The sequence below is a fragment of the Piscibacillus salipiscarius genome (genome assembly GCF_042685285.1).
GTDB classification, from domain to species: Bacteria; Bacillota; Bacilli; order Bacillales; family Alkalibacillaceae; genus Piscibacillus; species Piscibacillus salipiscarius.
Genome location: NZ_JBHUMZ010000016.1, coordinates 191,961 through 214,287 on the forward strand (window position 1 = coordinate 191,961; position 22,327 = coordinate 214,287).

A 22,327-nucleotide genomic window follows, 5' to 3' on the forward strand; every position below is an offset into this window, starting at 1 on the left:
ACTGATGGACGCAAATATTTTACAAGTAATAGAAAATACTGAAGAAAACATCAAAGAGCAGTTGAATAAGATCTCTCAAATCGTAACTGATAATCAAGATAAGGTTTTGAATGCATTTCAAATAGCTAAGGTTGGAGACTATCATTTTAACCCAACAACAGGTTATGGTTACGATGATTTAGGGCGCGATAAACTAGAAGAGGTTTATGCGTCGGTTTTTGGAGCGGAAGACGCACTCGTTAGACCACAGATTGTGTCAGGCACACATGCGATCACGACAGCACTTTTTGGAAATTTAAGGCCAGGGGACGAGCTAGTATCGATTACAGGAAGACCTTATGATACGTTAGAGCAAGTGATTGGTATTAATAAACAAGTCGATGGTTCGCTTAGAGATTTTGGGGTTAACTATAACGAGATTATGTTAACTCAAAGTGGAGGAATTGACTATGAGCAAATAGAACAAGAAATTAGTTCTGATACAAAAATGGTCATGATTCAGCGCTCTAAAGGTTATGCTAACAGACCTTCTTTTTCAATATCTGATACTGAGGAAATGATTCAATTCGTAAAAAATATTAATGAAAATATTATTGTTTTCGTTGATAATTGTTACGGCGAATTTGTTGAAAGACAAGAGCCGACCAATGTAGGCGCTGATTTGATCGCTGGATCACTAATCAAAAATCCTGGAGCAGGTATTGTGAAAACGGGTGGTTATTTAGTTGGAAGAAAAGATTTAATCGAAAGAAGTGCCAATTACTTAGTGGCACCTGGATTAGGAAAAGAGACGGGAGCAAGCCTATATAGCTTGCAAGAGATGTTCCAAGGTCTATTCTTAGCTCCACATATAGTCGGTGAAGCATTAAAGGGAGCCATTTATACTTCTAAGCTATTAAATGAAAACGGGTATGAAACAACTCCAAGTTCATATGATCACCGTACAGATTTGATTCAGTCTGTAACGTTTAACACAAAAGAAGAAATGGTGAAGTTTGCCCAAGTTATTCAAAAACAGTCACCGATTAACTCACATGTTACGCCTCATCCGGACTATATGCCAGGGTATGATCATGATGTCATTATGGCTGCTGGAACGTTCATTCAAGGTGCAAGTTTGGAATTAACCGCAGATGGACCTATAAGACCACCTTACACATTATATGTCCAAGGTGGACTAACATATGAACACGTTAAATTAGCTATCACGAAAGCATTAATCATGTTACAAAACTTAAAATCAGGGGTATAAGAACATAGCAGATAACTGTTATGTTCTTTTTTATCCTTTTGTGTTAACTTTCCTAACATTCGTTGACACCTTTTATTCCGTTGTGTATAATATATACTAATTAGGAGGTGGCAAAATGGATTATAAAGACCGAAAAGCGATGCCATTATTTCCGATTAGTATTGTCTCAGAACTGACTGAGCTTAGCGCAAGGCAAATTCGTTACTACGAAGAAAAGAAGTTGGTCACACCTTTACGCTCAGAAGGTAATAGACGATTGTTTAGCTTTTATGATGTTGATCGTTTAATTGAAATTAAACGGTTAATTGATGAAGGCGTAAATTTAGCTGGTATTAAGCAAGTTTTAAAACTTCGAGAAAACCAAGTTCAAGAAAGTCAGGCTAAGTCGCAATCAGAGCACAAAGACTACAAAAAAGATCTTAGTGAAAAAGAACTTCATCAGCTATTACGACGAGAACTTCTTGAATCTGGTTACTTAAATAAAACATCCATCAACCAAGGAGACCTATCAAGGTTTTACCATTAAATGATGGAATAAAAAACAGGAGGAACATATTGAATGAGTAAATTTACTAAAGAAGAGATTTACAAGATCATTAAAGAAGAAAACGTGAAATTTATCCGCCTACAATTTACAGACCTATTAGGAACGATTAAAAACGTTGAAATTCCTTATAGTCAGCTAGACAAAGCATTAGACAACGAGATGATGTTTGATGGGTCTTCAATCGAAGGTTTCGTACGTATTGAAGAATCAGACATGAAATTGCATCCAGATCTTGATACATTTGTTGTATTCCCATGGACGTCTGAAAAAGGTAAAGTAGCTCGTTTTATTTGTGATATTTACAATCCAGATGGTACACCATTTGAAGGGTGCCCTCGTTATAACTTAAAGCGTAATTTAGAACGAATGGAAAAGTTAGGCTTTACAGCATTTAATATTGGAACTGAGCCAGAGTTTTTCTTATTCAAGTTAGATGAAAAAGGCGACCCAACGATGGAACTTAACGATAAAGGTGGTTATTTCGACCTTGCACCTACAGACTTAGGTGAGAACTGCCGTCGTGATATCGTGCTTGAGTTAGAAGAGATGGGATTTGAAATTGAAGCATCCCACCACGAAGTTGCGCCAGGTCAGCACGAAATTGACTTTAAATATTCAGATGCCGTTAAGCACTGTGACGATATCCAAACATTTAAGCTTGTTGTTAAAACAATCGCTCGTAAACATGGCCTGCATGCAACATTCATGCCAAAGCCACTGTTCGGTGTCAATGGTTCGGGTATGCACGCAAATATGTCGCTATTTAAAGGTAAAGAGAATGCGTTCTTTGATGAAAATGGAGAAGAACAGTTAAGTAAAACAGCTTACCAGTTCACTGCAGGTATCGTAAAACACGCGGTTAACTTTACAGCTGTCACAAACCCAACTGTTAACTCTTACAAACGTTTAGTGCCAGGTTATGAAGCGCCTTGTTATGTAGCGTGGTCTGGTCAAAACCGTAGTCCATTAATCCGTATTCCAACTTCACGTGGTTTAAGTACACGTATTGAAGTGCGTAGTGTGGACCCTGCTGCAAATCCATACATGGCGATGTCAGTTATGTTAGCAGCTGGATTAGATGGCGTTGAAAATAAATTAGAGCCACCAAAGCCAGTTGATCGTAACATTTATGTGATGGATAAAGAAGAACGTGTCGCGAATGGTGTTCAAGATTTACCGGCAACTTTATACGATGCCCTTCAAGAACTTAAGAGCGATGACGTGATTAAAGGTGCACTTGGTGAACACTTATTAGAACACTTTATTGAATCAAAAGAAATCGAATGGGATATGTTCAGAACACAAGTTCACCCTTGGGAACGCGAACAATATATGAGTAGTTATTAAACCTCTAAACCTCTTGATACACAATGTATTGAGGGGTTTTTATATATGTGTATCTTATTCAGAATGATTATTAATGGGTAGTTACCCATGATTTACCCATAAAAATTGCAAAAAAATTTTAATCTCCCAAAATATCATTCATATGGTTTTCGAATTTATTCATTTCTTTCTCATCTAATCGTTTAGAGATGTGAGAATAGACATCAGCTGTAATCTGATAGCTACCGTGACCTACTCGTTCTTGAATGGACTTCATATCCCATCCAGCTTCTAAGAGCAAGACAACGTGTGTGTGTCTTAAAGAGTGAATTGGTAAGGTGGGTAGTCCAGCTTGCTTTAAAATACGTCTAAATGAATTAAACAAAGAACTTTTTGGTAAGTGGCTACCATCTTCTCTACAAAAGACTAAATTCAAATCATGTTTATATTGATCGTCCAGCTGTGTTTTATTTTCATTTTGCCATTTAAGATGAAACTTTAATTTGTCCATTAAGTTTTTTCTTATTGTTATTGTGCGTTTAGATTTATAAGTTTTAGGATCTCCGAATAATTCTCCATCTGAGTTAGCTTGGAAGTCTAACGTTTTATTAATGGTAACTGTAGACTCTTTAAAGTTAATATCAGTCCATTGAATGGCTGCTGCTTCCCCTTTACGAACTCCTGTTTCAATCATAAAGTAATAGAAAATCCAATAAGTATAACCATACTGTCTGGCTGTCTTCAAAAATAAAGGGATATCGTAGGAATCAATAAATTTAATTGATTTCTCTTTTTTCTTCCCTTTAATTACTGCTCCAATAGTTGGATTTCTTTCAACCATATTTAGGTGATATGCTTTTTCCAAAGAGTTTCGTGCTGTGCCATGCACAATTTCTATTGTCCGTTTAGAATATCCTTGGTCATATAAGTGATTTAAAAACTTTTGATATAAAGTTGGCTTTATGTCTTTTAATTTGATATTTTTAAAGTAAGGTATAATATGTTTGTCAATATTTCTTTGGTGTAGTTCATAAGTGTTTTTACGAACTACATCTTTTTTATATTCTAATAACCAATCTTTAAGGTAATGTTTAAATTGAATATCACTACTAGCCAACTCAAAGTTATTCATTAATTGTTTCTCAACTTCTTGTGCAGCTTGTCGAGCTATAGTTTTCCCAGTAAAACCACGCTTTGACCGTTCCTTTTGTTTGTTAGATATGGGGTCTTTGTATATGACTCGGTACTCCCACATTCCTTTCTTATATTCACGCAAACTTATTCCCATTGTATATTCCTCCCTTTATAGATTTTTGATAACTCTAACAGCTTTTCCTATAATTTTAGCGGGATTTTCTTCAGTTACTAAAATAGGGTCGTAGTTTGTATTATCAGATATTAAAAAAACGGTTTCGCCGTGTTTTTTAATGCGTTTAAGGACTGCTTCTTCGTTTCCATTAATTAACACAGCTGCAATTTCTCCTGACTCAACTGTTGCCTGTTCTCTGATGGTTACTAATGATCCATTAGGAACGGTGGGATACATGGAATCACCTGTAGCTTCTAAACAAAATAAGTTTCCTTTTGGAAGGTTTTCAGGAGATTCATATGTATAACCTTTTATATTTTCCTCTGCTGTAATGGGATCACCGCAAGCAATTTTACCGAGTATTGGTATTGCTAAAGTTCTTGGTGATTCAGGGTAGATGTTATTTGGCTTATCAATTCCTAGTAAATGTTCTGTTGATGTATTTAAAACTTCTGCATATTTACCTATATCATTAATCGGAAACTTTCTTTGTCCACTTTCGTATCTGGATTGAGTTGATTTTGCAATACCTACCCTTCTAGATAGTTCTTCAACAGATAAACCTCGTTCCTTTCTTAATTTTTTTATTATTCTTATTACTTCTTCTGACGTATTCATCTTAACACTCCTTTTTAAAGAATATATTAACATAGTTCCCATAAGGAAACAATAAAATGTTTTTTGATTATTTTGTTGACAAACGGGAACAACTAAAATAGAATAAGAAACAACAGATGGAGGTGATTCATAGTGAGGTTCAACTTACAACGTTTGAGATATGAACGTTTATCTAGAAAGATTTCTCAAGAAAAGATCGCTGACGCACTTGGCATTACAAGGGCAACCTACCATAAAAAAGAAAATGGAATTATAAAAATAAGTGTAGAAGAATTTTCTGTAATATTAACTATATTAAATATTCCTCATAGTGAAGCGGGTATTTTTTTTGAACGAATTGTTCCCGAACGGGAACTAACTAAATATTAAGTATCTTTGGCAGCGCATTAGCGCTCTTCTTTTTAACTAAAATGGCGAAAAATGCTGTAAAAAAATGTTGTGATTAGTAAAACGTTGCTATGAAAGGTAGGTGAAATAGTTGTTAGAAGTAAAAGTTGACGGGAAGGTAGTTGAAGAATTGGCCCAAGAAGAAATTCGTAAACGGTTAAAAAATGCCGAATTTGATTTAGTTCTATGGGACAAACACGAATTAACAAGACGTACATGCATGAGTTGGAGCACAATACAAAAATTATTTTTCCATAACCCTGAATTTCCTAAGAAAAAGATAGGGGGAAAATGGTACTTCCCAGCAAAGAAAACGACTCAATTTTTACTTGAATGGTTAGAAGAATAGGAAAGGTAGGTGAAAACCATGTCAACAATATCATATTACCTTAGTGGCTTACTAGGTACATTAATTTGGGTTTTAATTTTTTGGTTAATTACTGGATAAATCGTAATGAAAGGTAGGTGTAGTAATTGACTGACCTTCTAAATAAAAAATTGATCAACCACCACTTCGCCCAGGTAGAGCAATCAATTATCAGTACCATAGAAAGCCAGTGTAAAACTTACGGACAAGTAAAAACGCTTCTAAATTCTGAGAAAAGAAAAGCAATTTGGATAGATGACCAAGTACTTGTCTCGTTGTTAAATCGAATTAGTGATAAATACGAAAAAGAAAAAGACGACTTACTAATCAAGTCGCCTTAACCTTATCAAACCACTTCAAGTTTAACTATCGCAGACACACTGTAAACTTTATTCTTATTGTCTGCTTCAAAGAAAAATAAAGAGTTAGAAAACAATTCAGTCAAACAAGGAATCAAGCCATCATGTGTATGTGACCATAACTCAACAGGTTCACTTAGTGATGTGCCTTCATTATTTACTTTTTTAATAGGAATTAGGATACCTCCTTCGTAAACAGTAATTGCTTCATTATTGCTAAAAGTGATTTTGACATTATTCATAACAAAACACCTCCTTCCTAAAAACCATTTTAGCAAAGAGAGGACTATTTGAAAGGTAGGTGAGAGCATGCCTAGATATTCAAAAATGACTTGGCCAGAGTGGAATCGTATTTTAAATCGAATTGAGGACATTCAATCAATGGACAGTGAACAGATGAAATTTGAACGTTTCGAGTTATTAAAACGTGATATTGAAGAAGCTTATGATCTAGAAAAAGATGTTATGGCTAAGCGTATGTATAACCGAGTTAAATTATTGACACTTAAAGTGTTGGTGTAGAAAGGAGTAAATAAGATGCCGAAGGTTCAGATAAAACAAGAACAAGAAGCTAAGTTCACTAACCACTTAACGGACTTCATTCGTAGAGAAAATCTTTCCCAACAAGAATTTGATGAGTTAGTAATTCGAGCAAAAGAACACGTCAAAAACCTTTTTTATACAGATGGAGTTATTAAGTAACCCGCCTAGCAGACGGGCTACCTACTAACTTATCCATTGTGACATTCACGAGAACAATGATAACAACCATCGAATTTTCTGTGAGGATAATCTCTTTTGGCTTGTTGAATAGCGTCCTCACAATTTTTAAATATACCAATGTATGTTCTGTTTTCTTTGTTAGGAAGTCTAAAACAGTCTTCGTCATGAACCTCATGTCGATCATACCGATCTTTGAAGTCGTAGAAGTAATAGTATTTATACATTTCTCACACCCCCTTCCTATATATGTCATTCGACAATTAGGAAGAAAATCCTACAAGGAGGGTCATTAAATGAATGAAACTTTAAAAGAGTTTGTCGAGGATTATAAAGATTTTCCGTTATGGGTGTATTTGTTACCAATATTGGGAGCAATAGTTTTCTTTCCACTTATGACTTTATTTCTAATCGTGTTAGGAGCATAAATATGAATGATTTATTACTAGCATCAAATATTAGAGGGATTGCCAAGGCACTAAAAGATATGCAGGACGAACGCGGAAAAGATGCAATGATTCATTGTGAGGTTGTAGAAAAACATTTAATCCAAAGCTTAAAAGAATCTGGTTATGATGCCACTTACCGTGGCAAGGCTGAAACAAGGGCACAATATGTTCTAAAGGAAGGAGAACTTAAATGAGTGACTTAACACTTGTGACGAAAGATGGACGTTTCCTAGTTGATAGTCGTGAAGTTGCAATGATGGTGGATAAACAGCATAAGAATTTGATTCGGGACATTTCTAGATATTGCAAAATATTAGCCGGCTCAAATTTGAGCCCACAGGATTACTTCATAGAAAGTTACTACACAGATAAGCAAGGAAAGGTTAGACCTCATTATTATTTAACTAAAATTGGATGCGATATGGTCGCCAACAAAATGACGGGTCAAAAAGGTGTTTTATTTACTGCAGCATATACAAAGAAATTTCAAGAAATGGAAAATCAGCTTCAATCGAGACATCAACCTTCATATATGATTGATGATCCAAAAGAACGAGCTCGCAAATGGATTGAGGAATATGAAGAGAAGGAGCGGTTAGAAATTGAAAATCAAGAACTTAAACCGAAAGCCACTTATACAGACCATGTGCTACAAACCAAATCTCTCATGTCCGCTACAGATATCGCAAAAGATTACGGTTGGGGAGCTCCTACTCTTAATAAAGTGCTAAGTGAATTAGGTATTCAATATAAACAGGGTGGTTCCTGGCATTTGTATTATAAATTTCAAAACAAAGGTTACACCGGATCTAAAACGCACATTATTGATGAGGAAACATCGAAGCGCCATATGTACTGGACCCAGAAAGGGCGAATGTTCATTTATAACGCGTTAAAAGAAGAAAAAGGCATTGTGCCGATTATGGAAAGAGAACGGGACGGAAACCAGCTGAAATTAATCTAGAAAGGAGAATAACATTGGCTCAAAACCAACAAGTATCGCTTGCCAAAAAATTAGAAATCCTACACCAGCAAGTTCATTCCTATGCACATGATCTAGAAACCATTATGGCTGGATTAGAAGAACATCAGAATTCGCATTCTATTGAGTACCTTCACGACACGATAAAAGGTGCGTTAAGCGATTTGGAATCACTTTATGGTGAATTAAAAGGGGATGGCGAGAGCGATGAAACATTGTCAGAGGTTTTTCATCGCGCCCACCTGTAAAAGTAACTTAGTTTATTATACATCTTCTATATTTGGTACGCAATGAAAGGAGGGGAGATATGAGAAAGACGGACTTTTTACCGAATTTACTCAAGACAAAGGAGAGGTTATCAATGATTAAAGATGCATTAGAGTACTTATTGGGATTAAAAGAAGCCACGATTCATAAAGAGAATGATCAAGTGTATTCCGATCAACCGCTTCATTTACTCAAAGAACCAACACCGGATATGTTAACGGTTAATAGCTTAAGCAGCGTGGTGAACTATATTCAGTCACATTTTGATACTAAGGACAAGCTAATGATTCATATTGAGAGTCCGACTGACGTTTATGTATTTTCACAAGTTAACGCTAACTTGAACCGTGAACAATGGTTACATGCTCAGGCCTTATTACCTCGATTCCGTTTTGATCACTTCTATGATACAGAAGAGATTAACATTAAGCTTCAATCTTGCTTTGTACGAAATGACCATCGAGATATCATGCTCAAAATTGTTGGAAATATCAAGGAAGAAGCGGTCCGATCAATGGGAGATGACGGTGTATCACAAGCTGTTACAGCCAAAACAGGAGTTGCAACTGTAGGAAATGTCAAAGTACCTAACCCAGTTTCATTAGCCCCTTATCGTACATTTGTTGAAATTAAACAACCGGTTAGTGATTTTGTCTTCCGTATGCAAAATGGACCGTCATGTGCTTTATTTGAAGCGGATGGTGGAGCCTGGAAGTTAGAAGCGATGAATCTCATTAGACATTATTTTGAGGAACAGTTAAAGACTGAAATTGAAACCGGAGACGTTCATATTATCGCTTAAACATAAAAAATCCTGCTCTCTCAGGTGAGAGCAGGACAAAAAATAGAGTCTTGCATGAATTAGTTTAAACAACAATGGAATTGATTGCAATAGTTAGCACAACGCACAGGAGGTCATAATCATGGCTAAATTTAGAATGGTTCATACTGATTTTTGGAATGATGCAACGGTAGTAGAGGAAATGACACCAGAGGATAAGTTTTTCTATTTATATTTACTCACCAATCCTAAAACGACCCAAATAGGAATCTATCAAATTACAAAAAAACAAATGGCGTTTGATCTAGGCTATTCACCTGAAAGTATTAATTCTCTTTTACACCGATTTATACATGTTCACAAGCGTGTGATTTATAATCCTGAGACCAGGGAGATCGCCTTAATCAACTGGGGAAAATATAACCTAAATCGTGGAGGCAAACCCATTTTGGATTGTGTAAAAGCTGAATTAAAAGAGATAAAAGATAAAAGTCTCATCCCTATCGTTGGTGAACATATTCAAAAACCGGAGATAAAATTCTTTTACGACTCGTATAACGACACGGTGAATGATATTAACGATACGTCAACTGGATTAGACGAAGAAAATACTAAAATCACTGACGAAGTGGCACTACATCAGCCTTTTTACGATACGTCAGACGATACGGTTACGATAAGGGGACAAGAAAAAGAAGAAGAAGAAGAAAAAGAAGAAGAAAAACAACAAGAAGAAGAAGTAGAAGAAGACACGCCAACTACTTCAACTCCGTCTTCTGATGATGCCATTGTTTTTTACCAACATAACATCGGTCTTCCAAGTCCTTTTGAACAAGAATCAATTTTAACTTGGATTAAGGACACCAATGAATCGTTAGTCATTGAAGCGATGAAGCGGGCCATATTACGCGGTAAACCATCTTGGGGTTATGCTCAGAGAATTTTAAGAGACTGGAACCGTAAAAACATTAATACAGTCGAGCAAGCTCAAGCTGAAGAAGTCGAGTTTGAAAACTATCAATCTAACAAATCTAATCGAAAAGCCGCTTCTGCACCATTACCCAAATGGTTTGAAGAAGAAAAACGAAAACCTAAGCCACAAGAACCTAAAGAACAAATGTCTGACGAAGAAAAGGCTAATAAACGAGCCGAGTTAGAACAGTTTGTAAAACAGTATAAAACTAAAGGGTCGGTCAGCCAGTGAGTATTCATATCGCATTAGGTGATTATAATTTAGATTTTACGGATCAGGAGTTAACACAGTTTAAAGACATGTGGAAAGAAGAGTGGTCTGTTAACGATATAGCGAAGCGGTTAAAGCGAGATACGGTCGAAATCATTGTGTTGGTTATGGACCAGTGGTTATCGAATCAAATCGCACCAAGAAACAGAGGCATTTTTTAACTTAATTTGAGAACGGAAGGGGCAACTAGAATGTTAACAGCTGTCGTAAGTGTCAGTGTACTAGCAGGCATTTGTTTATATTTACAAGGCTCTAAAAAATAGAGGTGATAATATTGAGTAAAACCGATGTAAAACAGTGTGTCGAGTGTAAAACCAAACGTGCTGATTATGCTGGTGGTCATCTATGTGAGGACTGCTATAGAAAGTTTTTAAGAGAGAAGGCATAGGAGTTGAAACAATGACAGTACCACGAATATTACATTATCCAGGTAGCAAATGGAGCATGGCCAGTTGGATTATTAGCCATATGCCAGAACATAAAACATATTTAGAACCGTTCTTTGGATCAGGAGCCGTATTCTTTAATAAGCCTAAAAGCAAGATTGAAACGATTAATGACTTAGATTCGAGTGTGGTCAATTTATTTAAAATGATTCGTGATAATCCGGAAGAGTTAGCCAGACAAATTAGTTTTACACCTTTATCGCGTGAAGAGTATTACACGTCTTATAACGATCATACAGGTGACTCATTAGAAGACGCTAGACGCTTTTTAATTCGTTGTTGGCAAGCGATAGGGGCGAAGACAAGCGACCGTACAGGATGGAGAAGCTTAATAAGTTCAAATGGACCAGATACTGCAGCAGATTGGAACAAGCTTTCTCAAAAGATATTGATAGTGGCTGAGCGTCTGAAACAAGCGCAGATTGAGAATCAACCAGCTGAGAAGTTACTGGAACGGTACCGAAGAGAAGACGTACTCATATATGCAGATCCACCATATGTTCTTGAGACTCGAACCAAAAGACATTATAAACATGAAATGGACACTAAAGGTCACATTGAATTATTAAGTTTACTAAATCAACATCCGGGTCCAGTTATTTTGTCTGGATATAATCACGATTTATACAATGATTACTTAGAAGGTTGGCATAAAGAAACGTTGCAAGTTTTGGCTGAAGCAGGAGCTAAACGTGAAGAAGTTTTATGGATAAATCCTATTGCTGCTGAAACAGGGTATTATCAGCAAAATTTATTTGAACTGTATTAGAAAGATTAACTCTATCAGTCCACATAAAACTAATGAACTAGGACTAAGTACATTCGAAAAATATATAAGTGGTTGTAAAGAGGCGATTAAAATTATTTCGTATTTTTAATTTGACTAGCTAAATATGCAATAACATAAATGCTAAACAACGCTATAAACGAATAAAAATAATTCCAATTATTTAAAACATAAATATCAATGCTGCTTAAAATGGGAAGTACTGTAAAGGCTACGATTACAGAATATATAGCCCCTTTTAAATAAGCATTAATATTCCTGAATAACTGAATGGTAAACATCACTGAAATAGGAATTAACACAAAGTCCCAGGGAACGTAATTCGGAGCCATGGGGAAAACGTCGTATCTGTAGTCATACCAACCAAAAAATTGACCTGAAGTATCAATTGCAGCTGCTAATATGGCGGTTGTTAAACCAGCTAATAATAAGCTTTTTCTTTCATTACGCTTATGGAACATAATCCATACAAGTATAGGGCCAATGGTTAATATAACACCTAACCACCAATGCCAATCAAATAGGACATATTCGGTCCACAGTTGTAATTTATATTCCCGTGCTTCAAGAAGTTGTTGGTTCATTTGATCAGATAATTTGGGGTATTGATTCATTTTAAATCACCTCTCATACATCTATAGTGTTACAAATCCTAATAATTCATACATCTATAGTGTTACAAATCCTAATAATGATATGTATGAAATTGTGAAAATTTAAATAAGGCTCCCTTCATATCAAGAGAGCCTTGTAGGCAGACTGAAGGATATACCTATTAACCAAATACATGATGAGGAGTTCAACCTCAGCTATATATATGCTCAAATATCAAAAGATGACAATACATTTGTATGAATGTTTTTAAAAGAATTCCCCACAAGGAAAAAGAGTTATGTTTTAATTGAGAGCTACTAGGGTGGATTAGTAACCGATTAAAACTGTATCAATACTATTCTTTATTTTTATTCAAGTATTGATAAATTAAGACGTCTAACTTTTGACTTAACTTTAGCGTTTCATGATGAGTTAATCCTTTTTCAAGACCAGTTCTCACCATTTCTTTACGTAAGTCGATAATTTGCTCATATAGATTTAGTTGAATCATCAACACCTCGATCATACCCTGTGGGGACAATACTATAAGCTTAACATTTTTATATAGTTAATTAGAACTATGATTTGGTTTTAATAAGGTTTGTTGGAAAAGGGGAGTAAATATTGAAAATCTACGTCCAAGAGATACATTATCAAAACCAAGATGGAGAACAGCTTGTTGCTATTAAAACATTCATGAGTCAGCCGAATCAATTTAGTTATATTGTGTTCATATAAACTCGGGAGGTAGTTCAATGCCAACAGTTACCAGACAATCCATTATTCCAGCAGGTCACCCGCTTCCTGAAATTAATAAACATGTTTGGATAAAGATTGCTGATGTTTATTATATTTACCGGGTACTGTCTATCGACAACATTAGTTGGACTTCTCAATGCGACATTAAAGTTAAATATCAAGCTGTACTAGAAGCTAAACGTGAACTACTCGTATTTTGATTAAAAGGGGGACAGTCAATTGAGAAACTTAAAGCATTTAGATCCTTATCGTTATCCACTCATGGGCCACTGGGGAAATAGCTATAACGGAGCATTTAAATTGAAAATCAATGGTGAGCGATACACTGTCATCGCATCTAACGGAGAAGGATGGGAACATGTGTCGATTAGTCATCACCAAATGGTTCCGAGTTGGGATACAATGAATCAACTTAAAGATTTATTTTTTGAAGAACATGAAGCGGTTATGCAGCTGCATCCACCTAAGAACAACTACATAAACAACCACCCTAACTGTTTGCATTTATGGATACCAGTTGACCAAGTATTACCCGTACCGCCTTATTGGTTAGTGGGAATGAAGGGATGATCGTATGTTCAAAGATGTAGAGCAAACTATGACATGGATAAGAGATGTATTACAAGAGGTACCTAAACGCTATGAACAAAATGAAGCGGCTATTGTTGAATTAGAACAAGAACAACTAGATTTATTACATGTAACAGAGTTTAGCAATTTCAATGCAAGCGAAGGTTATAGTTTATCTAAAGAAGTTAAGGAAGTACGAATGAAACGCCGACAATTAAAAAACGAAAATGAATTACTTCATGAGTGTTTGAAGGTCATTAAGAAAATGAACCCTCATATAAATCAACTGAATCAATCCATAGGCACCATTCGAAACATTAAAAAGAATCAGGAAGTCCGTTCTTATAAATGCCGAGTACGAGACGATTTACAAAGAAGAGTCATCTAAAGGTGGATCACGATGAACTGTTCAAGATGTGATAAAGACTTAGTGAACAAGGTTTATAAAATAAAATTTCGTGATGAAGTTTTATGTTGGCCATGTTATAAAAGTATTCCTCAACAAGAACGCCTACAAGCGATTCAAGAACGTCACAAAGGATGATGACATGTATACCAAAGAACAGCAAATAGGAAAGCGATACAAACAGAAGCGGAGTCAAAAAACACGGATTACTCAAAAGGTTAGAAAAGAAGTGAAAAGGAGATCACAAGGAAAGTGCGAACGTTGCGGAACCACAAGTGCCTGGTCATTTGAAATGGCTCATTTAATTCAAGCAAGTCAAGGTGGTCGTGGTGACGATCCAGCTAATATTGTTCTCCTTTGCGGTCCATCTGTCAATACAGGAACCTGTCATAACGTTGCGGATTATACAGCCAAAGGGCGTGAATGGCGAATAGCTAAACACAAAGAACTCGAAGCTTATTACGGTCAAGCAAAAAACATAAAGGGATGAAGCGGTTAACAAGGGTTATAAACAGAAAGATGAGGTGTAACCATGCATATTACTGAAAAGCAACTGAAATTAATAACAGAAACAGCCTCTCAAGAAGCTATTAAAGCTTACCGAGAACAAGAATCTAAACAACAGAAGGATAAACATGATCGTCGCCTCAGAAATATTAAATTATTACTTAGAAACTATCGAATGTTTATCTTGCATTGTCGTGATGTTAAACAGGATTTAATAGAATTAGAGAAGCCTAAGGATATCATTGCAGAACTTGAAGCGGATGAGCATGCTATTGAAGCCATTAAACGCAGCAAAGAACGGACATTAATTATGGTGAACTTCATTAATGAAATGTTGGACGTTTATAAACTTATTTGTGAACGGTCGATTAAGCCAGAAGTCAAACGTCGTTATGATATCATCCATCAGCTGTATATCTCAGATAAGGAAAAAACGGCAAAAGAAATTGCGACATGTCACTTTATCGATGAAAGAACCGTTTATCGTGATGTAAATAAAGCTTGCGAAACCTTGTCAGCCTTGATGTTTGGTGTTGACAGTATTAAGTTTAACGGCTAGTAGTTCATGTCATAAACGTGTCAGTTACATGTCAGTCAAAAGGTGTTACTATAGTAGTATCAAATAATTATGACAAAATTTGATGTTATTAGATTTGTTAACTGTATTCCCCTAAACACTAACTGTAATTGCCTTGCAGTTAGCCAGATTAACACCCATACACTGTGTGGGTGTTTTTGTTAATTAGGAAGGAAACACCTAGCTTTTTGTCGAATTACACCGTAAGGAAGGGAGGTGTAATTATGGCAATTGATCCGACTATCGTAGATTTAAGCACCAGATTAGGAAGCGTTGTCGCAAACAATACTATTCCTACAATTATGGATCGTATTAATCAAGCGAAAGCAACAAAAGAAAAAGACCAAACGATTAAGTATTTAGAAGGAATAATTAACGATCTAATCTCAGATAAAAATGAATTAGTTACAATATCAAGAGCTTATGAAGAGGAATTGATTGAGAAAAAAATTTCGGAAGATGATATTGATTATATCTCAAACAATTTAATGCCTTTAATTGAAAATTTAGTTCATCAGCAATCCGATGAACATAAAGCTGAGAAGATGGAAAAGGACTTAGAAATGATGAAACCTTTACTGTCTGATAGAACATTTAAAATCCTTCAATTACTTGGTTTTAATTTTAAAAGAGCAATTGGTGAACCTCTTACTGAATTAGTAGATAATTATATAACAAGTCAAATTCCACTTAATGATGAAATTAGCATAGAAAACAGAAACCTTGCAGAGAGAAAAACTATTGAATTTTATAAAATTCTGCAGGACAAAGAAGCATATGAAAGATTAAAGGAAGTCAATAGTAGATTATTTACTAATGAACAAAGTTAAAGGCATCTCTCAATGAGGTGTCTTTTTTATGTGGTGATTAGATGGATTTAAAATTAATTAAACAACTAATCTTAGAAGATAAACTCGTAAGATTCTATCAATCTAAAGCTTGGCGTTCATTAAGGATTAATGTTTTAGAACGTGATAACTACGAATGTCAGGAGTGCAAACGACAGGGCAGAGTTTCACCAGCACAAAACGTTCACCATATTAAAGAAGTGAAGAAGCATCCAGAGTTAGCTTTAGTTGAAGACAATTGTGAAGGTATTTGTATTAAATGTCATAATAAAGAGCATGAACGTTTAGAAAAATATATACGAAAAAAGAAACCCAAATTCATCAGTGAAGAGCGCTGGTGAATTTTTTATGCCCCCCGGTCAAAACTTTTCGCGATTTATTGGGGAACGTCGAAACGGGGAGGGGCTAACGGAAAAAATATTTTGCCTCGCGCGCACATGAGAGGGGGGTGGGGGTTATGCCGAAGCCATCAAAAACGAAACAAAGTGAAATGGTTCAAGAGGAGATTGACCGCTTAAATTCCGTTTTTATTGATTTGCCTGAATCTAAACGAGAAGTGGCCAAAGAATTAATCGAACGAATTGCATTCATGACAATTCAATTAGAAATACTGGAAGACACGATTAAAACTAAAGGTCCAACTTATACTTATAAAAATGGATCTCAAAAGATGTTGATTGAAAATCCTGCTCAGAAATCTTACAACACAACGATGAATCGATATACAGCTGCATATGGAAAATTGTTTGACTTGCTTAATTTTATAAAAGAAGTAGACGATGACGATGAACCAGAAGACATCTAAGTATCATCCTTACATCGATGATTATATGCAGATGGTTGAGCAGGGGGAAATCGAGGCCTGTCAAGAACAAAAACAATTGATGTCATTTTTGAGGTGGAAGCTTGATCAACCAGGTGTTGTCATAGATGCCGAAGCTATCGAACAGTCGGTTGAGAAACCAAAACCTTATTTTCCATTCGAGCTATATGCCTGGCAGCGTTTTTGTAATGCTTTCATATATGGTGTCAGGTATGATGATGGCCGGTTAATGTTTAACCGGTTTTTGATTGAAATTGGACGTGGGGCCGGGAAGAATGGATACATTTCTTATAACTCGTTTTACATGATGAGTGGTCACCATGGAATTAAGAATTATGATATTGATATTGTGGCCACTTCAGAAAAGCAGGCAAAAACCTCCTTTGAAGACGTATACAATGTTTTGGATGAGCCTAAACGTCAGGAAAAGATGAAAAAGATTTTTTACTGGTCCAAGATGCTTATTCAACATCGTAAAACGAAATCAAAATTAGAATACAATACGTCCAATGCACGAACAAAAGATGGTAAACGAAGCGGTGCTGTTATTTTTGATGAAATACATGAGTATGGCGATTACAGTAACGTTAAAGTGTTTACCTCTGGTTTAGGTAAGAAGAAAGACCCCCGAACGTTTTACATCACAACGGATGGTTATGTTCGAGGCGGTGTATTAGATGACTTAAAAGCTGAAGCTAAAATGGTGTTGAATAAAGAGTTGCCTAAATCAACGTTGTTTCCGTTCATTTGTAAATTAGACGATGAATCAGAAGTGGATGATTTAACAAAATGGCCAAAAGCAAATCCGTCATATCCTTATAACGAAGATCTACAACATGAAATGCAGCAAGAATATCATGATATGCAGATTAACGCGCAGCTGCGAATCGAATTTATGACAAAGCGAATGAACCTTCCTCAAGAAGACGTTAAGAAGCAAGTGGCTGCTTATGAAGATGTGTTGGCAACAGACCAGCCGTTTCCGGATAACATACAAGGTATTGATGCTGTAGGTGGAGTTGACTTTGCGGATGTTCGTGACTTCTGTTCAGTAGGTGTGTTATTTAAAGCTAATGGCAAGAGGTATTGGCGACAACATACGTTCATTCATCATTTAGCGTTAAAGCTTCAAGATATTAATCCTGAAATCATAGACCTCGCGAAAGAAAAAGGTCTATGTACGATTATCCATAACGAGAAATCGATAGACCCAGACAGAGTTGTTAACTGGTTCATTGATCAATTACAAACGTTCCATATTAAAAAAGTGGCCATGGATAAATTCCGCGCATCAATCTTAAAACCTAAGTTCGAGGAAGCGGGTTTTGAAGTTGAGATTGTAAGGCGAGGACCTGTGACACACGCTATGTTATCGCCAATGATTGATGATATGTTCATTAATCATAATATCGTTTTTGGTGACGATCCGATGATGCGGTGGTACGTCGGCAATGTTTATAAAGACGAGAAAGGGAACGGCAACATGGAGTATTGCAAAATTGAAAAAGATAAACGAAAAACGGATGGCTTTTTCGCCTGGACTCATGCACTTGTATTGGATGACGAGTTAGAAGAGTATGTTCCATTTGAACCAATGCCAACGTTAATCTTTTAAAAGGGGGTGAGAGCTTGGGGATTAAAGAATTATTTGGCTTTACAAGTAGTGATAAAAATTCTTTTCAACTAGACGAAATTTGGGTGGATCTAGGAGTCGAGTATTTTTATAAAAACTTGGCTGTTCAGAGCTGCGTCAACTTAATTGCGAATACCTTAGTGCGATCTAAATTCAGAACGTATGAAAAAGGTAAGGAGAAAAAAGGACATAATTTTTATTTATTTAATGTTCAGCCCAATCAGAATCAGAATAGCAGTGAGTTCTTTCATGAGTTTGTATCCAAGTTGGTTTTTGATAACGAATGTTTAGTCGTTATGCAAAACAAAAAGCTTTATGTTTGTGATTCGTATGACATGAAAGAGTATGCGTTAAACGAAAACATGTATCACAATGTTGTCATTAAAAACTATCAATTACACAAAACATTTTATGAACATGAAGTATTTCATTTCAAACTCAATAACGAAAAAATCAAGAGTGTGATCGATAATATGTATGCTAGTTATGGCAAGTTGTTATCAACATCTATGAACTATTATAAACGTTCCAATGCGTTAAGAGCTCTATTAAGAATGGAGGGTGTGAGAGCTCAAAATGCAGAAGAGCAAAAGAAACTTGAAGATATGTTCAATGCACAATTAAAAGCTTTCATGACAGCTGAAGGGTCAGCGGTCCTTCCTTTGCAAAAAGGAATTGAGTTTGATGAGACTCAAAAATTATCTAACTCTGGTAATACCAGCCGAGATGTACGAGCATTAGTCGATGATATATTCGATTTTGTCAGTATGGCATTTCTCATTCCTAAAGGATTATTAAAAAGCGATTTGGCCGATGTTGAAAATCAAACAAATAACTTTCTAATGTTCTGTGTGGCTCCCATTGCAGAGCTTATAGAAGACGAGATTAACCGTAAATTTTACTCAAAAGATGAGTACCTTGAACGAACGTATCTTAAAATCGATACCTCTCTCATCAAGTATGTCGACATCGTTTCGATTGCAGGTGCGTTTGAAAAACTATTATCAAGCGGTGCTCATTCTGTAAATGATAATTTAAGATTAATCGACAAAGAACCAATAAATGAAGATTGGGCAGAGCAGCACTTTATCACGAAAAACTATGAAGAAATTCAAAAGTTTTTGAAAGGGGGTGAGAAAGATGACTAAACAACAAAGTTTAGAAGCTATTTTTGATCGTTTTAAAAATGCGAATGCGAAGTTCGAAATCAAAAACGAGCAAGGCGAAGAAGGGCCAGCCAAGATTTTTATTTATGGATCTATCGGCGGTTGGTTTAGTGAGACAAGCGCCCGTGAGATTCGCCGCAAGATTAATGCGATAGAAGCGGATGACATTCATGTCCATATTAATTCTCCTGGTGGTGATGTATTTGATTCAGTGGCCATTCATAATCAGCTTAAGAAACATCGGGCGAATGTTACCATTCACATTGATGGGTTAGCTGCTAGTGGTGCTTCGGTAATTGCTATGGCCGGTGATCATATTGAGATGCCAGGTAACGCAATGATGATGATACACAATGCATGGACGTTTGCAGCTGGGAACGCAAAGAAATTACGCAAAATTGCAGATGATTTATCAAAGATTGATGCTGGCCCTGTGAAAGCAAGTTACTTAAATCGGTTTGTCGGTGAAGAAAAGGAACTCATTAAGTTGCTTGAAGAAGAAACATTTTTAACCGCTGAAGAGTGCCTAGCCTTTGGATTTGCGGATGAGATTGTTGAAGATATAGAGCTAGAAGAGGAAACGCAGGAAGAAGAGAGTGCAAAGAATCAGTTATTAGCTAAATATGCTGCTCAAATTCAACCTCAACCTGAAGTAAAAAATGAACATGACGATTCAACAACTCAAGGTTTGGAACACAATACAAAAATATTGGAAAGTTTCTTAAGCGCTTTTAACAAATAAGCGTTTATTTTATGCTCAAAAAGGAGGAAAACAAAGTGAAAACAGTTCAACCATTAACACTCGATTTACAATTTTTTAATGGTGGCATTCAAAATTTAGATCGAGAACAGAATAAGCAAAATGAGTTAAAGCAGAATATCGCAAACGCGTTAGAAAGTGGCGACTCTGACGAAATGGCTAAAGCATTAACAGGATTAGCTGAAGGAATTCAAGCTGATATTTTACAAGAAGCGCAAACGTTAGCTTCTAGCCAATTAAACGACGAAAAGGTATTAGCTCAGCGCGGGATCCATGCATTAACAAAAGAAGAAACAGAGTATTATAACGAGGTTATTGATGGTGCCGGATTTGATGGAGTTGAAAAACTAGTTCCAGCCACGGTTATTGATCGTGTATTTGAAGAATTAGTACAAGAACATCCCTTATTAGATTTAATCAATTTTGTAAATACAACAGGCGTGACAAAATGGGTTCTAAAGAAAGGTGATGTAAACCCAGCATGGTGGGGTAAACTGGTTGATGCTATTAAAGAGCAGCTCGATGATGGCTTTGAAACCGTTGATACTAATCTTTATAAACTATCAGCATTCTTACCAGTGGCAAACGCTATGCTAGAATTAGGCCCTCGTTGGTTAGATCGTTATGTTCGCACGGTATTAGTTGAAGCAAGTGCGGTGGCATTAGAAGAAGCAACGGTCGCTGGTACGGGTAAAGACCAGCCGATTGGCATGATTAAAGATTTACAAGGTTCGGTGGTAGACGGTGTTTATCCGGATAAGACAGCTACGGCTTTAACCGATTTTGGCGTTAAGTCACTATTTAAAATCCGCGGTGATTTATCAAACAACGGTAAACGTAAAGTTCGTAATATGATTTTACTTGTTAATCCAAATGACTATAACTATAAGTTAGCTGAGCATGTCGTATACCGAAATGCAGCGGGTCAGTTTATGACGAATCTACCTATTGATGCAACGATTATTGAATCGGTAGCGGTACCGGAAGGAAAATTAGTCGCTGGTATGGCTAAGAATTACTTCATGGGTGTGGGTTCAGAACGTAAAATTGCTTCTTCTAAAGAATATCGTTTCTTAGAAGACGAAACAGTTTACATTACTCGCATGCTAGCCAATGGTCGACCTAAAGATAATAGTTCATTTAAGGTCTATGATATTAGTCAAATTGGCGGGACTCCCTAATGCGCCCGCCAACCTGGCTACATCTAATGTAACGGATACCACATTATCGCTTACATGGGATGCAGTCAGTTATGAGGCGGGAATCGAACATTATGAAATTTATCGTGATGGTGCTTCAGTGGGCACGAGTACGACAGCAAGTTTTGATGATACAGGCTTAACAGCAGATACAACTTATCAATACCAGGTTAAAGCCATTGCAACAGAAGGAACAGAATCACCATTAAGTGATGCGGTATCTGTCACTACGGCCCCAGCGGTCTAATCTAAAGGAGGTTAACATGCATGAATTATCAAGTGAACAATCGATTTAGAGATACCCAAGACCCCAATGACTCAGATAAAGACAAAGTGATTTATGAAGAAGGAGATCCATTCCCGCGCGAAGGATATGAACCTTCTCAAGAGCGTCTTCAGGAACTAGAAACAGAGCATCCAACTTATAAACGAGTCTTCATTAAGAAAGTTGAAAAGCCGAATAAACAAGAGTCAGAGTTACTGTCTAAAACAGATATTCGCAAAATGAATAAAGGACCTCAAGAAGAGCTAATTCAACAACTCGGAGGTAACCCAGATGAAGCTAGCAATGAAGATGAACGAATTGAACTGATTTTGAAGTTGCAGGAGCAAACAGCAGAAGAGTCATCCTCAGAGTAGGGGGTG

Annotated in this window: 37 protein-coding genes; 31 read left to right on the forward strand and 6 right to left on the reverse strand. The window is 36.3% G+C overall.

All coding sequences use genetic code 11. The features are described 5' to 3' along the window. Positions 1-4: 4 nt before the first annotated feature. The 3 genes from ACFSW4_RS05710 to glnA all read left to right on the forward strand — a co-directional run bounded on the left by ACFSW4_RS05710 (position 5) and on the right by glnA (position 3,146). Positions 5-1,252, forward strand: a complete 1,248-nt coding sequence (locus ACFSW4_RS05710; RefSeq protein WP_377328029.1) for a methionine gamma-lyase family protein — start codon at positions 5-7, stop codon at positions 1,250-1,252. 115 nt (positions 1,253-1,367) lie between these two features. Next, positions 1,368-1,778 carry a MerR family transcriptional regulator gene (locus ACFSW4_RS05715; RefSeq protein WP_377328031.1) on the forward strand — a complete coding sequence of 137 codons (411 nt, stop codon included), beginning with the start codon at positions 1,368-1,370 and terminating at the stop codon, positions 1,776-1,778. Between the two features lie 33 nt (positions 1,779-1,811). Next, positions 1,812-3,146, forward strand: coding sequence for a type I glutamate--ammonia ligase (gene glnA / locus ACFSW4_RS05720; protein WP_054751425.1), 1,335 nt, complete (start codon positions 1,812-1,814; stop codon positions 3,144-3,146). A gap of 118 nt (positions 3,147-3,264) precedes the next feature. Here glnA and ACFSW4_RS05725 read toward each other — a convergent pair whose 3' ends face one another. Both ACFSW4_RS05725 and ACFSW4_RS05730 read right to left on the reverse strand, forming a co-directional pair. Next, entirely contained in the window at positions 3,265-4,413 is a 1,149-nt protein-coding gene (locus ACFSW4_RS05725; RefSeq protein WP_377328033.1) for a tyrosine-type recombinase/integrase, read from the reverse strand. A 15-nt stretch (positions 4,414-4,428) separates the two neighbouring features. Continuing rightward, the gene (locus ACFSW4_RS05730) at positions 4,429-5,052 is read right to left on the reverse strand and encodes a LexA family protein (RefSeq protein ID WP_377328035.1); all 624 of its coding nucleotides are present in this window, start codon (positions 5,050-5,052) and stop codon (positions 4,429-4,431) included. Between the two features lie 132 nt (positions 5,053-5,184). Here ACFSW4_RS05730 and ACFSW4_RS05735 point away from each other — a divergent pair, with 132 nt between their 5' ends. The 3 genes from ACFSW4_RS05735 to ACFSW4_RS05745 all read left to right on the forward strand — a co-directional run bounded on the left by ACFSW4_RS05735 (position 5,185) and on the right by ACFSW4_RS05745 (position 6,147). Next, entirely contained in the window at positions 5,185-5,421 is a 237-nt protein-coding gene (locus tag ACFSW4_RS05735; RefSeq protein ID WP_377328037.1) for a helix-turn-helix domain-containing protein, read from the forward strand. A gap of 109 nt (positions 5,422-5,530) precedes the next feature. Beyond that, positions 5,531-5,788 (forward strand): group-specific protein, encoded by a 258-nt coding sequence (locus ACFSW4_RS05740; protein ID WP_054751422.1) that lies wholly within the window; start codon positions 5,531-5,533, stop codon positions 5,786-5,788. 125 nt (positions 5,789-5,913) lie between these two features. Further along, complete coding sequence (locus ACFSW4_RS05745) at positions 5,914-6,147, forward strand: hypothetical protein (RefSeq protein ID WP_054751420.1); 234 nt, start codon at positions 5,914-5,916, stop codon at positions 6,145-6,147. 5 nt (positions 6,148-6,152) lie between these two features. Here the strand turns inward: ACFSW4_RS05745 and ACFSW4_RS05750 are convergent, their stop codons facing one another. Beyond that, positions 6,153-6,407: a hypothetical protein gene (locus ACFSW4_RS05750; protein ID WP_054751418.1), complete on the reverse strand. Its 255-nt coding sequence runs from the start codon at positions 6,405-6,407 to the stop codon at positions 6,153-6,155. 67 nt (positions 6,408-6,474) lie between these two features. Here ACFSW4_RS05750 and ACFSW4_RS05755 point away from each other — a divergent pair, with 67 nt between their 5' ends. Continuing rightward, complete coding sequence (locus ACFSW4_RS05755) at positions 6,475-6,687, forward strand: hypothetical protein (protein WP_054751416.1); 213 nt, start codon at positions 6,475-6,477, stop codon at positions 6,685-6,687. Between the two features lie 15 nt (positions 6,688-6,702). After that, complete coding sequence (locus ACFSW4_RS05760; RefSeq protein WP_377328040.1) at positions 6,703-6,867, forward strand: hypothetical protein; 165 nt, start codon at positions 6,703-6,705, stop codon at positions 6,865-6,867. Positions 6,868-6,896: 29 nt separating this feature from the next. Here the strand turns inward: ACFSW4_RS05760 and ACFSW4_RS05765 are convergent, their stop codons facing one another. After that, entirely contained in the window at positions 6,897-7,112 is a 216-nt protein-coding gene (locus ACFSW4_RS05765; RefSeq protein ID WP_054751414.1) for a hypothetical protein, read from the reverse strand. A gap of 69 nt (positions 7,113-7,181) precedes the next feature. On the opposite strand from ACFSW4_RS05765, the gene ACFSW4_RS05770 reads away from it, so the two are divergent. The 8 genes from ACFSW4_RS05770 (at position 7,182) to ACFSW4_RS05805 (ending at position 11,822) form a co-directional block, all read left to right on the forward strand. Then, a complete protein-coding gene (locus ACFSW4_RS05770) occupies positions 7,182-7,313 on the forward strand; it encodes a hypothetical protein (RefSeq protein WP_279401188.1) in 132 nt (43 codons plus the stop codon). A 2-nt stretch (positions 7,314-7,315) separates the two neighbouring features. Beyond that, positions 7,316-7,528 (forward strand): hypothetical protein, encoded by a 213-nt coding sequence (locus tag ACFSW4_RS05775; protein ID WP_377328042.1) that lies wholly within the window; start codon positions 7,316-7,318, stop codon positions 7,526-7,528. Next, a complete protein-coding gene (locus ACFSW4_RS05780; protein WP_054751412.1) occupies positions 7,525-8,298 on the forward strand; it encodes a phage antirepressor KilAC domain-containing protein in 774 nt (257 codons plus the stop codon). The genes ACFSW4_RS05775 and ACFSW4_RS05780 overlap by 4 nt, the downstream gene beginning before the upstream one ends. A gap of 14 nt (positions 8,299-8,312) precedes the next feature. After that, positions 8,313-8,564, forward strand: coding sequence for a hypothetical protein (locus ACFSW4_RS05785; RefSeq protein WP_377328044.1), 252 nt, complete (start codon positions 8,313-8,315; stop codon positions 8,562-8,564). A 113-nt stretch (positions 8,565-8,677) separates the two neighbouring features. Then, complete coding sequence (locus ACFSW4_RS05790) at positions 8,678-9,385, forward strand: hypothetical protein (protein ID WP_377328139.1); 708 nt, start codon at positions 8,678-8,680, stop codon at positions 9,383-9,385. Positions 9,386-9,506: 121 nt separating this feature from the next. Further along, the gene (locus tag ACFSW4_RS05795) at positions 9,507-10,568 is read left to right on the forward strand and encodes a DnaD domain-containing protein (protein WP_377328046.1); all 1,062 of its coding nucleotides are present in this window, start codon (positions 9,507-9,509) and stop codon (positions 10,566-10,568) included. Then, positions 10,565-10,768 (forward strand): hypothetical protein, encoded by a 204-nt coding sequence (locus ACFSW4_RS05800; RefSeq protein ID WP_054751407.1) that lies wholly within the window; start codon positions 10,565-10,567, stop codon positions 10,766-10,768. The genes ACFSW4_RS05795 and ACFSW4_RS05800 overlap by 4 nt, the downstream gene beginning before the upstream one ends. 238 nt (positions 10,769-11,006) lie before the next feature. Next, the gene (locus ACFSW4_RS05805) at positions 11,007-11,822 is read left to right on the forward strand and encodes a DNA adenine methylase (RefSeq protein WP_054751405.1); all 816 of its coding nucleotides are present in this window, start codon (positions 11,007-11,009) and stop codon (positions 11,820-11,822) included. Between the two features lie 92 nt (positions 11,823-11,914). On the opposite strand, the gene ACFSW4_RS05810 is transcribed toward ACFSW4_RS05805, so the two are convergent. After that, positions 11,915-12,454: a CBO0543 family protein gene (locus ACFSW4_RS05810; protein WP_377328048.1), complete on the reverse strand. Its 540-nt coding sequence runs from the start codon at positions 12,452-12,454 to the stop codon at positions 11,915-11,917. Positions 12,455-12,789: 335 nt separating this feature from the next. Then, entirely contained in the window at positions 12,790-12,945 is a 156-nt protein-coding gene (locus ACFSW4_RS05815; RefSeq protein ID WP_279401185.1) for an aspartyl-phosphate phosphatase Spo0E family protein, read from the reverse strand. A 244-nt stretch (positions 12,946-13,189) separates the two neighbouring features. Between ACFSW4_RS05815 and ACFSW4_RS05820 the strand changes: the two genes are divergently transcribed. The 15 genes from ACFSW4_RS05820 (at position 13,190) to ACFSW4_RS05890 (ending at position 22,321) form a co-directional block, all read left to right on the forward strand. Next, positions 13,190-13,393, forward strand: a complete 204-nt coding sequence (locus tag ACFSW4_RS05820) for a hypothetical protein (protein ID WP_377328050.1) — start codon at positions 13,190-13,192, stop codon at positions 13,391-13,393. A 19-nt stretch (positions 13,394-13,412) separates the two neighbouring features. After that, positions 13,413-13,763 carry a DUF7694 domain-containing protein gene (locus tag ACFSW4_RS05825; protein WP_377328052.1) on the forward strand — a complete coding sequence of 117 codons (351 nt, stop codon included), beginning with the start codon at positions 13,413-13,415 and terminating at the stop codon, positions 13,761-13,763. Positions 13,764-13,767: 4 nt separating this feature from the next. Next, positions 13,768-14,151 carry a hypothetical protein gene (locus tag ACFSW4_RS05830; protein ID WP_377328054.1) on the forward strand — a complete coding sequence of 128 codons (384 nt, stop codon included), beginning with the start codon at positions 13,768-13,770 and terminating at the stop codon, positions 14,149-14,151. Between the two features lie 12 nt (positions 14,152-14,163). Beyond that, positions 14,164-14,307: a hypothetical protein gene (locus tag ACFSW4_RS05835; RefSeq protein WP_377328056.1), complete on the forward strand. Its 144-nt coding sequence runs from the start codon at positions 14,164-14,166 to the stop codon at positions 14,305-14,307. 4 nt (positions 14,308-14,311) lie between these two features. Then, on the forward strand, positions 14,312-14,659 hold the full coding sequence (locus tag ACFSW4_RS05840) for an HNH endonuclease (protein ID WP_054751395.1): 348 nt from the start codon (positions 14,312-14,314) through the stop codon (positions 14,657-14,659). A gap of 42 nt (positions 14,660-14,701) precedes the next feature. Next, entirely contained in the window at positions 14,702-15,235 is a 534-nt protein-coding gene (locus tag ACFSW4_RS05845; protein ID WP_054751393.1) for a hypothetical protein, read from the forward strand. A 242-nt stretch (positions 15,236-15,477) separates the two neighbouring features. Then, positions 15,478-16,083: a hypothetical protein gene (locus ACFSW4_RS05850; RefSeq protein ID WP_377328058.1), complete on the forward strand. Its 606-nt coding sequence runs from the start codon at positions 15,478-15,480 to the stop codon at positions 16,081-16,083. A 41-nt stretch (positions 16,084-16,124) separates the two neighbouring features. Next, positions 16,125-16,442, forward strand: a complete 318-nt coding sequence (locus tag ACFSW4_RS05855) for an HNH endonuclease (RefSeq protein WP_377328060.1) — start codon at positions 16,125-16,127, stop codon at positions 16,440-16,442. Between the two features lie 116 nt (positions 16,443-16,558). Continuing rightward, entirely contained in the window at positions 16,559-16,906 is a 348-nt protein-coding gene (locus ACFSW4_RS05860) for a hypothetical protein (protein WP_377328062.1), read from the forward strand. Further along, the gene (locus ACFSW4_RS05865) at positions 16,881-18,539 is read left to right on the forward strand and encodes a terminase TerL endonuclease subunit (RefSeq protein WP_377328064.1); all 1,659 of its coding nucleotides are present in this window, start codon (positions 16,881-16,883) and stop codon (positions 18,537-18,539) included. Before ACFSW4_RS05860 ends, ACFSW4_RS05865 begins: the two co-directional genes overlap by 26 nt. A gap of 14 nt (positions 18,540-18,553) precedes the next feature. Further along, positions 18,554-19,705: a phage portal protein gene (locus ACFSW4_RS05870; RefSeq protein ID WP_377328066.1), complete on the forward strand. Its 1,152-nt coding sequence runs from the start codon at positions 18,554-18,556 to the stop codon at positions 19,703-19,705. Beyond that, positions 19,698-20,465, forward strand: coding sequence for a head maturation protease, ClpP-related (locus tag ACFSW4_RS05875; protein WP_377328068.1), 768 nt, complete (start codon positions 19,698-19,700; stop codon positions 20,463-20,465). The genes ACFSW4_RS05870 and ACFSW4_RS05875 overlap by 8 nt, the downstream gene beginning before the upstream one ends. A 35-nt stretch (positions 20,466-20,500) precedes the next feature. Further along, positions 20,501-21,664, forward strand: coding sequence for a phage major capsid protein (locus tag ACFSW4_RS05880; protein WP_279401181.1), 1,164 nt, complete (start codon positions 20,501-20,503; stop codon positions 21,662-21,664). After that, positions 21,648-21,929 carry a fibronectin type III domain-containing protein gene (locus ACFSW4_RS05885; protein WP_279401180.1) on the forward strand — a complete coding sequence of 94 codons (282 nt, stop codon included), beginning with the start codon at positions 21,648-21,650 and terminating at the stop codon, positions 21,927-21,929. The genes ACFSW4_RS05880 and ACFSW4_RS05885 overlap by 17 nt, the downstream gene beginning before the upstream one ends. Before the next feature lie 20 nt (positions 21,930-21,949). Continuing rightward, a complete protein-coding gene (locus tag ACFSW4_RS05890) occupies positions 21,950-22,321 on the forward strand; it encodes a hypothetical protein (RefSeq protein ID WP_054751381.1) in 372 nt (123 codons plus the stop codon). The last annotated feature ends 6 nt before the right edge of the window (positions 22,322-22,327 follow it).